The organism is Ureibacillus sp. 179-F W5.1 NHS, from assembly GCF_045369345.1.
GTDB classification, from domain to species: domain Bacteria; phylum Bacillota; class Bacilli; order Bacillales_A; family Planococcaceae; genus Ureibacillus; species Ureibacillus halotolerans.
Genome location: NZ_JBIQFG010000034.1, coordinates 1 through 14,014, shown reverse-complemented (window position 1 = coordinate 14,014; position 14,014 = coordinate 1). Strand labels below are relative to the sequence as shown.

Below are 14,014 nucleotides of genomic sequence, written 5' to 3'. Positions count from 1 at the left end.
TTATATGTAGTCAAATAAAAGCGTACCTCACTCGTAACAGATAATGGAAAAATGATAATAAGTTTACTACAGTTAGTGTTTTTTGTATCCTAATGTAGCGGGATCTTCAACAAGCGAGCGCGGTTCTGTAATAAGAATCAACGCTCGCTTTCATTATTGAATTCGTTAGCTAATTCTATTGTGGGGCAATCCCTATAAAGAAAATTGGAAGAGTGATATTAAAAGGACAGTACCTGATGATTTCAGCAACTTCTTGAAAAAATGCATTACCAAGGTAACTTCATAGAAGAGACTTAGTAATGCATTTTATAGGATTCTATTCAGCAAATAATCTTATGTTTTTAATATCTTTTTCTGAGAGCGACTGTTGTAAGATCCGATTAACCTCATTTAAAATGTCAACAATATGCTGTTGGCCACTCGGAGTTAGTACAACATAAACACTACGCTTATCCTCAACATAACATGCTCGTTCTACTGGATGAAGATCATGTTGTTCAAGTCTTGAAACCAAACGGGATAAAGCACTTTGGCTAAGACCAATCATATTCTGTAGCTGCAGTAACCGGAGTTTCTTTTCACGGCTTTCATTGATAAACATCATTAAATAAAACTCATTCAAACATAAATGGTATTTTTGTTGAAGAAAATAATCTAATGAGTGTGTAATTCTATTATGAAATTTTGAGAAATTTACCCAAGTATGGATTAATTGGTCAGGTTGATTCATAGCCATCGCCTTTCGAAAAATACTGTCCCAATTATATCATTCACTGTTATCGAATTCCTCTACTATATTGAGATGGTGGATTGACACTTCCTGTTATTTCTTTAATTGCATGTATACTCCAATATGGATCATTTAACATTCCTCTAGCAACGGCAATTAAATCGGCATCATGATTGGACAAGGTTGCCTCTGCTACTTGTGGATTATCTAACATGCCAACCGCTATTACTGGGATTCCTAGTTTCTCTTTGAAAGCTCGGGCAAATGGTACTTGATAACCAGGATAATTCCCAGGCTTTAACTTGCCAGGAACGCCTTCACCTCCAGAGGAGACGTGGAAAATATCTACACCAGCTTCTTTGAACTTCTCTGCAATACGAAGTGAATGTTCCAACCCATATCCTCCGTCGATATATTCAATAGCAGACATTCGTATAATTAGTGGCATATCCTCTGGCATGACCGATTTCACTGAGCGAATGATCTCTACACCGAATTTTGATAAATCCTTACCATATTCATCGTTCCGTTTATTAATACTAGGGGACATGAACTGATGGAGAAGATATCCATGTGCTCCATGAAGTTCGATTGTATCAAAGCCCACTTCAACTGCTCTTCTTGCAGCATTCCTAAACTGCTCAATTGTTTGTTCAATTTCCTGAATGGTTAAAGCACGTGGTTGTGTAAGTCCACCATATTTTGTTTCCTCAGGTAAAGCGTCACCTTGTATAGCAGATGGTGCAACAGGTTGGATTGCATCTTCGGCCTTTCTACCAGCATGACCTATTTGTATCCCAATTTTTGAACCATACTTATGAACCTCGGATACAATACGCTTATATGCAGGAATCTGTGCATCATCCCATAATCCTAAATCTTGATTCGTAATTCTTCCTTCAGGAGTTACACCCGTCATTTCCATAATAATTAACCCTGTACCGCCTATAGCTCTAGATACATAATGAACAAAATGCCAATCGTTCGGTATTCCATCTTCTTTATCTACAGAATATTGGCACATAGGTGCCATGACAATCCGATTTTTAAGTTGTAATCCTTTAAGTTTAAAAGGTGAATCAATTGTTTTCATTATTAGTATCCCTCCTAAAAAAATGTATGCACATGCATATATAATAGTCTAGAGCAATTATTAAATAATGCAATGATAATGGTGAATGCTTCTAATAATGTTCTAAACATTTTTACAAGAAATAATAAGAGACAAATATTGTTATTTCCAATTACAGCATGAGTAGTTTGTACAGAAGTATTTAATGTACCTATTATTCCGATACATATTCATACGTCTTGAGGTGTATGTGACTTAATAATTTTATCGTAGATTCTTTAGTAGAATCGTCTCTTTTTTCATTTATGGGTCAAATTGTGGAATAAGGAAGGTAATCTGATGGTATACCTCGAAATTTATAGTCATGCCAGATCAACTTTTAGTAAATGAAGATTTAGGCAAATGGATGAACGATTATCAGGATGAAATTGGGGGGATGGAAAATGGATGTAAGGACACTTTTGTTACAGCAATGGGCAAGCTGCTTAGATAAAGAAGATTGGTTTCCACCGCTTGAAAAAGTACTAGAGAATATCACTTTTGAACAGGCAAAATGGAAAACATCTAATGGGGAAATGAATTCTATTTGGGAAATAGTTTGTCATTTACTTTTCTATGAAAAGAGATTCCTTATGCGATTTCTTGGTGAAACAGCGAATGAACCAAAGGCAGAAAATAATGATTCTACATTTCGATTACCAACTGAGACGTTAGAAAATTGGGAGAAAACAAAACAAGAATACTTTTATGTCCATCGCGAACTTGAAAAACTACTAGCAACATCAGAACTTGAAGATTTGTATAGACAGGTTCCAGGGGAAGATCATTCATTAGTAATTGAACTAAAGAGTTTAGCAATGCATAACGCATATCATATTGGGCAAATTGTATTTCTAAGCAAAATGCAAGGAGCTTGGGCAAAGAGACGCAGCTTTTAATCAACTTTATTAGCATTTCAGTTAATCCACTTTAGGGCACAATTCTTGAAAAAAGGAATTGTGCCTTTTTTAGTAATCGGACCATTAACACTCAATAAGAAAAAAATTATATTAGAGAGTAATGAAGTTAGTAGTCAAAAAATATTTATAATTTGACATTGCCGCTATCCCCGAACTTTAATATGAACGGTTTTGCATCAACATTAGGTGTTTTATCAGTGTTTATAGCTAATTTATATAAGAATTCCAATTATTTTTAAAATGAATTTACAGACTCCTTTATTAGGTGTTATTCTTACAGTGGGATGTGCAGGAGTTAAAGGTACAGATGTCGTGACAGCATCCTTACTACTTTCTATATTAGGATCTTCTCTTTCAACCATTCCAATCATTGCAGCTGTTTCTCAAATTAAGAGAAATACGACTGTTTTTAGTGATTTAGTGGGAACTCAATATTCTAGGGAGACTGAAATTAATTCTCTAAATAGAGATCAGCCCCATGGAGAAAACACAAATTAAGAAGTATATCTCTAACCCCTCTCTAGTTTGGGAAAATCATAGATTACTTGAGCCTGCTAACTTGCACTAGTAATTACAAGTATTTTATAATTTATTGAATGCAAGAAGAGAGAAAAATTTTTACAACAGGAAGGAAGTTAAAGCATGAGTAACGGAATTTTTAAAATACCAACACCTAAAAATGAGCCTGGTAATACATATGCACCGGGTACAAAAGAAAGAGAAACATTAAAAGCGGAATTAAAACGCCAATCCGAAATAGTAGTAGATATCCCTATTATTATTAACGGTCAAAATATTAAAACAGATATAGTTAAGAAAGTAGTTATGCCACATAATCACCAACATATTTTAGCAAACTACTCAGAAGCTGGTGAGAAAGAATTACGTGATGCTATTGAAGCTGCAATGGCTGCGAAAGAATCATGGGCAAATATGCCATGGGAACATCGTGCTGCTATTTTCTTAAAAGCTGCTGATTTAATTTCTGGTCCATACCGTGATGTAATGAATGCTGCAACAATGTTAGGACAATCTAAAACTGTAATTCAAGCTGAGATAGACTCTGCACAAGAATTAGCAGATTTCTTGCGCTTCGGGGTTGATTATGCAAACCAAGTATATCAAATTCAACCTGATAGTATGAAAAACGTTTGGAATCGTTTAGATTACCGTCCATTAGATGGTTTTGTATTAGCAATCTCTCCATTTAACTTCACTGCTATTGGTGGTAACTTGCCATCAGCTCCTGCAATGATGGGGAACGTAGTCGTTTGGAAACCTGCAACAACTTCATTACTAGCAAACTATTACTTCATGCGTATTTTAGAAGAAGCAGGATTACCAAAAGGCGTTATCAACTTTGTACCATCTCGTGGTTCACAAGTTTCGGAAATAGTATTAACAGATCCACGTATGTCTGGTTTCCACTTTACTGGTTCAACAAGTACTTTCCAAACAATTTGGAAAACAGTAGGGGAAAACATTGCAAATTATCAATCATACCCTCGTTTAGTTGGGGAAACTGGTGGTAAAGACTTTGTATTTGCACACGAAACTGCACAAGTTGACAAATTAGTAGCTAACCTTGTTCGTGGAGCATTTGAATACCAAGGTCAAAAATGTTCTGCGGCTTCACGTGCTTACATTCCACAAAGCTTATGGGAAGAAGTAAAGAAAGGTTTAGTTGAAGAAACTGCTAAATTGAAAGTCGGGGATGTACGAGACTTCCGTAATTTTATGGGAGCAGTCATCGATAAACCTGCGTTTGATTCAATAACAAGCTATATCGATTATGCGGCAGCTTCTGAAGAAGCAGAAATTATTGCTGGTGGTACTTATGATGATTCTGTTGGATATTTCATCCAACCGACAATTATTGTAACAACAAATCCAAATTTCAAAACAATGGTTGAAGAAATCTTTGGACCAGTGTTAACAATCTATGTATATGAAAATGATAAATTAGAAGAAACATTAAAAGCAGTTGATACAGCTTCTATGTACGCATTGACAGGTGCTATTTTTGCACAAGATCGCCAAGCAATTCTTCATTTAGAAAATCGTTTATCAGGCGCAGCTGGTAACTTCTATATCAATGACAAACCAACTGGTGCAATGATTAACCAACAACCATTTGGTGGTTCTCGTGGTTCTGGTACAAACGATAAAGCAGGTTCTGTATTTAACATGATTCGTTGGACAACTCCTCGTGTAATCAAAGAAAACTTTGCACCAACTACAGATATTGCTTATCCGTTCATGGATGAAGAATAATTAATAACATAGTAAAGAGGTTAAAGTGTTCACTTTAACCTCTTTTTTTACTATAGTTTTTTCCTTGATATATGAGAATTTCTATCTTTTTCGAACTGTTAGATGAGCACTATTATTCGAGACATTCTATGCATCCCATACCATTCAAACGAAACGAGGTTATTATGAAGCGCTTGCTATTAATTTAGTCTATCAATTAACCCCAATTTCAATGAATTAATAAAAGTGAGAAGGAAAATCCTGATTTTTAAAGAAGAAAATCTAAGATTAAAGTAATAGCTGGGGTTAAAAAATTGTAAAACATTATATTCAAATCACTGTTTAATTGAAATCTTGTGTTGATACTCAGGTTTTAATTTACACCATAATATGGCGCGTCTCTTTAATAAGAAATGCGATTTTATCCATGAAAAGGGTTATTTTATGGAAGAACACTCAATAAGAATTTTCTAATGATAGGATTAAATCATAAGTTGGGGGTATATATTTGTTATCTGATTTAGAATTGATGAGACATCATGTGAAGGTGTTATTTAAACACAATACTGAAAATAGAATAACAGTCGTAAACGAACCACCATATGATGTTGCACCACTTGTTTTCATAGGTACTACCAGAGATGGTAGTGTAGTAAGATATTCCAATTCTTTGAATGCGGACATTGTAGAGAAATTAGAACATGTTACTAGGACAAATCCAACTGATTTAGGAAAAGTAATAAAGGTTTTAAGTATAGATTATGAATTGAATGATTTATCTTTCGGCCCAGCATATGTGTTTCCAAATGTTCGGGAAAGGTCTGTTAGAAAAGCAATTAAAGTAACATATGAAAACAAAGAACTTCTAAAGCCCCATTTCCCATATACCTTTGAGGATTTTGATTATAAGCAATCTTGTTTTGTCATTGTTGAAGATAACATAGTTGTTTCAATTTGTTGTAGTGCGAGGAAGTCCTTAATGGCAGATGAAGCAAGTGTGTTTACACATGAAGATTACCGTGGAAGATCATATGGTATAGATGTTACGAATGCTTGGGCTGCAGAGGTGCAAAAACAAGGACGAATTGCACTTTATAGCACTTCATGGAATAATTTTGTATCCCAATCTTTGGCAAGAAAACTACAATTGATACAGTATGGAACAGATATTCAAATAAGTTGATGTAATCATAAAACAAGAATTCATACACTACAAACGAGTACTTTTATTGAATAAGGATCTTCAAAAATCGGAGGCAATTCTTTAAGAAGAATTGCTTTTTTTACCGGGGCAGATTATTGAGTAAAACTTTCCAATTGAATTGGCAATTTATGTTAATGGAAAGGTTGTAAAGGTATGGAAGTAACTGTATTCTTGAAAAAGAAAGGGGGGAGTTTCATATAGATTTAAAAGCAAATAAAAATTATATTTGGATTTATTTCATCATATTTTATGTCCTATGGTCTTTTAGAGAATTATGGTTAGTTCAATATTTAGATTTGATGGAATCTGTTCCAAGAGCTATAACATCAGCCATAATAAAAATAGTCATCTGGGTCATTCCAGTAATATTATTGGCTAAAGTTATAGATAAAACTGATCCGTTTTCCTTTTTAGGATTACGTCATAATTTTAAAAAAAGTTTAAAATGGATATATTGGGTTTTCTTAGTCTTCATATTATATATCCTTTTAAATATCACTGTTTTAGATAATAAAATCAATTTGCATATAGGGTTTGACGAATGGCTAAATGTTTTTCTATTAGTTGGAATCACTGAGGAAATTGTCTTTAGAGGATTTATATTAAATAAACTTATGGATTCTTTTAGATTTTGGATAGCAAATACAATTACATCTCTACTCTTTGTTTTGATTCATTTTCCTATTTGGATTTATAAAGGTTTGTTTGCATTTCATTATATTCTAAGTTCCTCGATAACAATCTTTGTGTTGGGTGCTCTATTTGGATACGTATACAAGAAAACTAGTTCCCTTTGGTTAGTAATTATTATTCATTCTTTCTATAATTTGTTAGTGTTAATCTTCCATTGACTAAAACCGAGAAACTACCTTCACTAAGACTAGAATAATGGTTACAGTTGGTGTTATTTAGAACAATCCACTAGCAATGCAAAAATGCCGATGTTAACCGTTGGGGCTGGGAAAATTATTATTCCTTATAATGGATATTATAGTGATAATTTTTTAAAGGTCGGTGTTGCCCACGAATATCATCACAGTATTTTTGCAGAAAAATATTTAAGTAACTTTTCAGGAACGGTTCTAGATAATCTTATTTTTGAAGGAAAGGCGGTCATGTTCGAGAAAACCGTTTATCCAAATCTTGAAAACACCCCAGTGGATTTAGCTTACGACAAAGAATTATGGTCTAAAATTGAACCTGATCTAAACAAAAAGGACTTTGATCGTGCGTTAGAAATTATAGTTGGCGGAAAAGATTTACCGCCTTCATATGGTTACAGTGAAGGCTATAAGATGATTAAATCTTATCTCGACTTATATCCTAATTTAACACCAGAACAATGGACAGCTTTAAGTCCACAAGAAATTATCGAAAAAGGAAACTATTTTGATAACTATAAATAGAATTGAATAAATGAAGTACAATTTGAAATTGTACAAGCCTTAATTGAAATCTATGCAGATTTAAAACAATCTACTGAAATAAAGTTAGTATTGGAATATACTATTTTTAATAGGATAACAATGGTTAATCTATATGAAATTGCAAGACTTTTAGAATGAACAGTTTGAACTATGATGAGGAGTCCTAAAATGAAAAAGAAAATGAACTATTTAATCTTACTTTTAATGACCATCTTTATTGTTGGTTGTACTAACGGAGAAGGTTCATCCGTTGCAGATGTAGAAACAGATCCACAAGAAGCAAGTACAGTTGAAACGAATAAAAATAGCGAAAAAGAAGAAGCAATCACAATCACTACAGTTGTTGATGAACCGGTAGTTGAAGAAACATCAACTCAATCAAATAATGATCTGTTTTCAGGATACGAACTTATTGAAGTTGATGGTGGTGATTTGTCTGGATATCGTGAACCTAATGTCGTCGTTGACATTGGTTATGGAGACCGTGAATATTGGGCATTTACGAACGAATATGGACAACTAGTTCGTGTGATTGCTGACGAAATCATTCTACAAGATGACCGAAACGAACCTATATTATCGTCTGGTAGATACTATGCTGATGAGGCAAAGGTTCCTGGCGTAGAAAGTGACGTTCTAGATGAAGGACATATTATTGCTGATTCTCTCGGAGGGGTATCGAATGCTTATAATATTACTCCACAAGATAGTACACTTAACCGACATGGTGATCAAGCTTATATGGAAGATGCGATTCGTAATGCAGGTGGAGCTACTAATTTTGAAGCAATTATCACATATCCGAATACGGAAACACAGATTCCTTCCCATTATCAGTATACTTATACGTTAATGGGTAACGAAATCGTTGATACATTTGATAATGTGAACCCTGACGAAGTAAACGAATCACTTGGTTTAACAGGTAGTGAGCCTTCTGATTCAACTAGTTCAAACACAACCGGTGATATTTCTAGTATTGATACAAACGGTAATGGACAGGTAACGATTAAAGAAGCAAAAGCAGCAGGTTTTAGTATGCCAATAACAAGTGAACATTGGTTATACCAATATATGCAAGATAATGATAATGACGGTATGGTAGGTGAGTAAGTTCTTAAGTTCTTTGAGGCTAAAATGAATGAAAGAACAGTTTCCTAGTGGGATATCATCAATAAAATTTGTCTAGTTTCTTTCAATAACGATCTTCAACTATCTGGCGCATTTCTTTAAATAAGAATGCGTCTTTTTTCATTCATTAAGGGATTATAAACCAAATCATAAATCAGATTGACATTCTAAACGGGTAAAGTAGCTTGATTGGTTTGTCAAACATTTCATTAAAATTAACCTATCGCTGGAAGTATTAGTTATGAATGGGGTTGCTAGAAAAAACTGAATCTTCTTTAAAAGAAGGATCGTATAAATAATAAAAAGAAAAGGGGAAAGGGTTATGTTATTCATTATGATAGTCTTTTCGATACCTGTATATGGTTATGGTATTTGGAGTCTTTATGAACCAGAAGAAAGTTATTTCTTTTTAGATCGATGGAGATATAAAGAGGTTCCAGAATTATCGGATATACAGATTAAGTTAATTAGAATTGGAAGTGTAATGGATATGATTATATGGACTGCAATCATTATTGTTGTTGCAATTGATACTTTTACTCCTGACCCTCCATTACCATCTATTGATGTATTGAACTAAAAGTAATTCCAATTGAATGGGGGAGTTTCAGTACTTATTTTTGAAACGGGGAATCCATAATTTTTATTTTTAATTTAACTAAACTGGAAAACAAACGTTTTGAAATTATTTATACTCAAGGTAAGTTGGGATTTTTAAGTTTAATCGTGATAACTAAATCAGACCGGAGTTCTAACATGTTGAATTTTACTGCTGCCGAAAGTGGAATAACCGTTATGATTGATCAAGTAGGAAACCCATTCATTGGTAGATGAGAATTTTAAAAAATAATCGAGTATGAGTTAAAATATCCATTTGGAAAAGACTTATTCAATAATGGAGCGTAATTCTTGAATATAATCGTCCCTTTGTAATGGAAGAAGAATAGTTAAACAAGAATACGGTTAAATTACTTAATAATAGAAATATTATTAGGGAGATTTATTTATGAAGGAAAACCAAACAGAATTGTTAAATCAAATAAGGTCAATATTAGAAGAGTTAAACCAACTTCAATTAGAATATTGGAAATCATTTTCCTATTTTCATACATGGCAATTTTGGATAGTAGTTTTAGCATTAATTGTCCCAATTATAGTATTACTTTTTACAATAGATAAAAGGAAAACGTTACTTTTAGGTTTTTTTGGACTTAATTATCATGTTTGGTTCGCATATGTAAATAAAATCGGTATTAATATGGGTCTATGGGAATATCCATATGAACTCGTTCCCTTTTTACCAAGTTTTGCTCTAGATGCTTCCTTAGTACCGGTAAGTTTTATGTTGTTATATCAGTGGACATTGAACCGACAAAAAAACATATACCTATATTCAGTTTTATTATCAGCCTTTTTTGCTTTCGTATTAAAACCAATTATGGTCAATTTCCACTTTTTCCATATGTTTAAGGGTGTAAATTACATTTATTTGTTCCTGTTTTATATAGTGCTATTCATAATATCTAAATTGATTACCAACTTATTTTTATGGTTACAAAAACAACAATCAATTAATGGTTCTTAAACAACGGCGCAATTCTTAAGAGGATTGTGCTGTTTTCATCAATAGGGCAGATAGTAGAACAGGAAAATTACTTCTATTTGGAGAATTTATATAGAAAAGGGGGATTTTTATGGAGAATGATATTTTGATGTATATAATGCTTTTTTTAGGTCAATTAATATGCGCTAGTTTAGCATTGGCCATTATTACTTCTGTCCTTTTGAAAAGCAGAAAAAAAGGAATTTTATTTTTAACACTCTACATATTACTAAATTTATACTCACTAACTATTGTATTTAAATTCTCAGCAATAATGGGGAGTGGTATGTTGATTATATATATTGGCTTAGGTGTATTAACATACTTTATTTTTAAAAAGAAACTTTCAAATGGAACTGCCTTTTGATGATTCAACTATTGGGCTCTTGAATTGAATAGCAATTTTGAGCATCGGGCGCTTTCTTTCATAAGAAGGTGTCCTTTTTAGGTTCTGAGGATTATTTAAATTTAATTGAAAAAAGAGTCGATAAGGAATCTACTTAAACTAGATTTGAGTAACAAGAATTTTGAAACTTAATTTTAAAATGATTGTCTAATTTAAAGGGGGGATATTTTGAATAAAATTTTTTTTATTAGTGGTGTCATATGTACACTTTGTGCTTTAGTAGGGTGGAGTAGATTGAATGTGGTTGAGTCAGAGCAAAATGTTACTTCAGGTGATAAAGAAATAACCCAAGAAGTTAACTTGACTCACTGGGAGAAACCACCTTCACTTACAATTACTTTTGGAAAAAAAGAAATTAGAACAATCCAAGGTGGTTACAGTTGGAGTTATTTAGATTCGAAAACAGGACAAACGGTAGATATACAGGCAGATTTCATGCCATCAACAGAATTAGTTAACATAGAAGATGCTGTGAATGTTAGTCTTAATGAACCTATCATTCTAAACTTCGAAAAAGAACCACTAAATTACGAAATAAGGGTTTACGATAACATTGATAAGATGATTGCTACGTACTTTAACTTTAAGGATGTAGAGGAAAAAGGCAAAGCAAAATATGAAATACTAGCTACTTGGGAAGAAGGTACAGGTAGTTATGTGGTTGCATTAGACATTTAAGTGTGAGGTTAGTTTACAAGTTTTGTGCTTAATAATGAATTACGATCTCTAATATTCTGCAATTGGGTGCTATTGTTTGAATAAGAATATGCGCTCATTTTTATCAGTAAACAAGAAATCTTTGGATTTTAATGTTAAAATTTAGGTAATATTATAAAGGAGTGGTTCCAAATGATAGCCTCGTTATTCGCAGTTCTTATCATTTTTTTATAATGGCTTTCATTCTTACTTATAAACGTTCTTGGATACATAATTTTATAATATGGAGCGTCTACTTAGCGATAATTTTCACACCTATATTTACTGTTGCTGGTTCAATCATTTATAGAGACATAACACATGAAGGATTTGTAGGAATTGGCCTTCTATTTTTATTCATACCTCTTGAAATAATTGCAATCCTTATGTTTATTATTGGCTGTATAGGAAGTATTACGAAGAGAAAAAACATTATATAATTTGTGAATCGTGTTAAATAAACTGGGCATTCTATTAGATCTCCTAATTTGAAACTTTTTTCCATTAAATATCGTACTTTTTTATAAGCGCCAATATAAAAATGAGGTGAAATATGGACATTGTAAATTATACAGGACAAATTATTTATGTTAAAACAACCGATGATGCTATATCTTAGATAGATCAACGTTTTTTTGAAAAAATTAAATTTAACATTTAGGCGAAATTGAGAAGTAATAAACTTAAACAGTAAAAGGAAACTTTCTCTTGCAAAGTGCCGTATTAACATATAAGAAAATAAAGCGGAGTGGATTGGGGGTTGAGATATGAAAGGTAAAAGAAAAGGAAAAGGACAGATAATAATAATTGTTATGATGATTTTACTGATGGTAGCGTCCTTTGTCTCTATGTTTCAAGGTTATTACGTTGCTGCTTTTGTTTTCTTTGGGATTTTACTGGCAATCATGAGTTTCATAGGTAACCGGGCAGCAACTGATAATAAGGTATACCTATATACAAAAAATTATAAGAATAATAATAGGTTGTAATTATACTTTTGAACATGCATTTTTATTGAGTGGATTTCTTATCTAAAAAGTTGCAAAATTTGTAATACAAGTAGATTACTTGAAAACAACATGATAATGGATTTGAGTTAAAGGACTGACGATATAAAGAATGGATAAATCAGGCGCATTTTTTATAAGAATGCGTCTTTCTCATTTGACCAAAATTGTGGTGAATCTTAGTAAGGGTTAAATAAAAAGGATTTGAAAGTATTTTGATGGAATTTACTATTTAATCTATAGAGAATTGGAGGTATTGTAATGTTGAAACTGTTTCAATACAACTGGCAAGTCCGTGATGATTGGTTTAAATGGTGTGAGGATATACCTCAGGAAGAACTATTAAAGAAACGGATCGGCGGATTCGGAAGTATTCTACATACCCTATTTCACATTGTGGATGTGGAATATATGTGGATTTTAGGTTTGCGAGGTATACCAGTACCTGAGGAGCCCTTGTTTGAGGAATATGCTAGCCTACAAAAAGTGAAAAACCTTTCAACCCAGTACCACGTGCAAGTAAAACCATTTGTGACATCTTGGACAAATGAAATGGAATCTTATAAACTTTCAGAAGCCGATTTTAGTGTAGCACCCATTAGCTCTAGAGATGCACCAATCAGACGTCGAGTCATCGAATGTACACATGGAGAAATCATACGTCATGTCATTGTCCACGAAATTCATCATATTGGTCAGTTATCCATATGGGCACGTGAAATAGGAAAAGACCCAGTTTCCGCCAATCTGAGAGGAAGAGGTCTGTTCGATAATTAGAATGATCTCCACAATTTCAAATCGAAGGATTTTTTAGAAAATGTTATAGATAAATAAGATAGAAGTAAATAGGTGGATATAAATGGAACTAAAACAAATTATGGATAAACATTATAGCAGTCTTTCTTTAACACCAGATTTTTACCGTCAATGGAATATGGGAATACATCTTGAGTTAGGAAATGATATTTATCAGTTTGATGATAATAATCGTATTAACATCGACATGTTTCATGCGGTGTATAAACAAGTATCTGAGATTGTTCCTATACTTTTCAGCAAAACAGATGACGTCTTATTGGTAGTAAATGCATATCCAAAAGAAACAAACAAAGTAGTTTATCCTAATTTTTTCAAACGTTTTGTAAAGGAACAAAAATTAAAGTATTCTTTACGGTTACATGAATTCCAATCGCAATATGATGAAGATCATTTATTTGTTCAGCAAATGACATTGTACTGTAAAGTATCCGATTTAAAGCTAGAATACCTTTTGAAAACAATAATTCATGAGGATTTCCAATCTCTACAACCTCGATTAAGAAGAACTCATTGCGTTTTCGCGCCTGATGTTTTTTTAATAAATGTTCAAACGAAGTGTATTTTCCACCTTTATGATGATAGAGGATGTGAAATGATTAACGCTGATAAAAATATACACGAAAAACTACTATGTATTTGATAAGCTAAAACTGAGCCACCATCGCAGTTGAAAAGTGAGCCACTTTTATATGAAAATAATCCTAACT

Annotated in this window: 16 protein-coding genes; 14 read left to right on the top strand and 2 right to left on the bottom strand. The window is 32.8% G+C overall.

The features are described from left to right. Positions 1-316: 316 nt before the first annotated feature. Together ACH0B5_RS13640 and ACH0B5_RS13635 are read right to left on the bottom strand one after the other, a co-directional pair. Entirely contained in the window at positions 317-730 is a 414-nt protein-coding gene (locus tag ACH0B5_RS13640) for a MarR family winged helix-turn-helix transcriptional regulator (RefSeq protein ID WP_122972762.1), read from the bottom strand. A gap of 46 nt (positions 731-776) precedes the next feature. Then, positions 777-1,823 carry an NADH:flavin oxidoreductase/NADH oxidase gene (locus tag ACH0B5_RS13635; RefSeq protein ID WP_341362069.1) on the bottom strand — a complete coding sequence of 349 codons (1,047 nt, stop codon included), beginning with the start codon at positions 1,821-1,823 and terminating at the stop codon, positions 777-779. 422 nt (positions 1,824-2,245) lie between these two features. On the opposite strand from ACH0B5_RS13635, the gene ACH0B5_RS13630 reads away from it, so the two are divergent. From ACH0B5_RS13630 to ACH0B5_RS13565, 14 genes are all read left to right on the top strand, one after another. Beyond that, positions 2,246-2,740, top strand: coding sequence for a DinB family protein (locus tag ACH0B5_RS13630; RefSeq protein ID WP_341362070.1), 495 nt, complete (start codon positions 2,246-2,248; stop codon positions 2,738-2,740). 300 nt (positions 2,741-3,040) lie between these two features. Beyond that, entirely contained in the window at positions 3,041-3,259 is a 219-nt protein-coding gene (locus ACH0B5_RS13625) for a hypothetical protein (RefSeq protein WP_341362071.1), read from the top strand. 144 nt (positions 3,260-3,403) lie between these two features. Continuing rightward, on the top strand, positions 3,404-5,035 hold the full coding sequence (pruA, locus tag ACH0B5_RS13620; protein WP_122972758.1) for an L-glutamate gamma-semialdehyde dehydrogenase: 1,632 nt from the start codon (positions 3,404-3,406) through the stop codon (positions 5,033-5,035). A gap of 487 nt (positions 5,036-5,522) precedes the next feature. Next, complete coding sequence (locus ACH0B5_RS13615; protein ID WP_406927964.1) at positions 5,523-6,197, top strand: GNAT family N-acetyltransferase; 675 nt, start codon at positions 5,523-5,525, stop codon at positions 6,195-6,197. Between the two features lie 320 nt (positions 6,198-6,517). Then, on the top strand, positions 6,518-7,069 hold the full coding sequence (locus ACH0B5_RS13610) for a CPBP family intramembrane glutamic endopeptidase (protein WP_406927963.1): 552 nt from the start codon (positions 6,518-6,520) through the stop codon (positions 7,067-7,069). 84 nt (positions 7,070-7,153) lie between these two features. Beyond that, complete coding sequence (locus ACH0B5_RS13605; protein WP_406927962.1) at positions 7,154-7,624, top strand: DUF2268 domain-containing putative Zn-dependent protease; 471 nt, start codon at positions 7,154-7,156, stop codon at positions 7,622-7,624. A gap of 189 nt (positions 7,625-7,813) precedes the next feature. Next, positions 7,814-8,758 (top strand): DNA/RNA non-specific endonuclease, encoded by a 945-nt coding sequence (locus tag ACH0B5_RS13600; protein WP_406927961.1) that lies wholly within the window; start codon positions 7,814-7,816, stop codon positions 8,756-8,758. 340 nt (positions 8,759-9,098) lie between these two features. Then, complete coding sequence (locus ACH0B5_RS13595) at positions 9,099-9,356, top strand: DUF6199 family natural product biosynthesis protein (RefSeq protein ID WP_341362079.1); 258 nt, start codon at positions 9,099-9,101, stop codon at positions 9,354-9,356. Between the two features lie 426 nt (positions 9,357-9,782). After that, positions 9,783-10,361, top strand: coding sequence for a CBO0543 family protein (locus ACH0B5_RS13590; RefSeq protein ID WP_406927960.1), 579 nt, complete (start codon positions 9,783-9,785; stop codon positions 10,359-10,361). Positions 10,362-10,470: 109 nt separating this feature from the next. After that, positions 10,471-10,746, top strand: coding sequence for a hypothetical protein (locus tag ACH0B5_RS13585; RefSeq protein WP_406927959.1), 276 nt, complete (start codon positions 10,471-10,473; stop codon positions 10,744-10,746). Between the two features lie 207 nt (positions 10,747-10,953). After that, on the top strand, positions 10,954-11,463 hold the full coding sequence (locus ACH0B5_RS13580; RefSeq protein ID WP_341362082.1) for a hypothetical protein: 510 nt from the start codon (positions 10,954-10,956) through the stop codon (positions 11,461-11,463). A gap of 785 nt (positions 11,464-12,248) precedes the next feature. Then, the gene (locus ACH0B5_RS13575) at positions 12,249-12,470 is read left to right on the top strand and encodes a hypothetical protein (RefSeq protein ID WP_122972749.1); all 222 of its coding nucleotides are present in this window, start codon (positions 12,249-12,251) and stop codon (positions 12,468-12,470) included. 279 nt (positions 12,471-12,749) lie between these two features. Continuing rightward, the gene (locus tag ACH0B5_RS13570) at positions 12,750-13,265 is read left to right on the top strand and encodes a DinB family protein (protein ID WP_406927958.1); all 516 of its coding nucleotides are present in this window, start codon (positions 12,750-12,752) and stop codon (positions 13,263-13,265) included. A gap of 82 nt (positions 13,266-13,347) precedes the next feature. Then, positions 13,348-13,947, top strand: coding sequence for a DUF3885 domain-containing protein (locus ACH0B5_RS13565; RefSeq protein WP_406927957.1), 600 nt, complete (start codon positions 13,348-13,350; stop codon positions 13,945-13,947). The last annotated feature ends 67 nt before the right edge of the window (positions 13,948-14,014 follow it).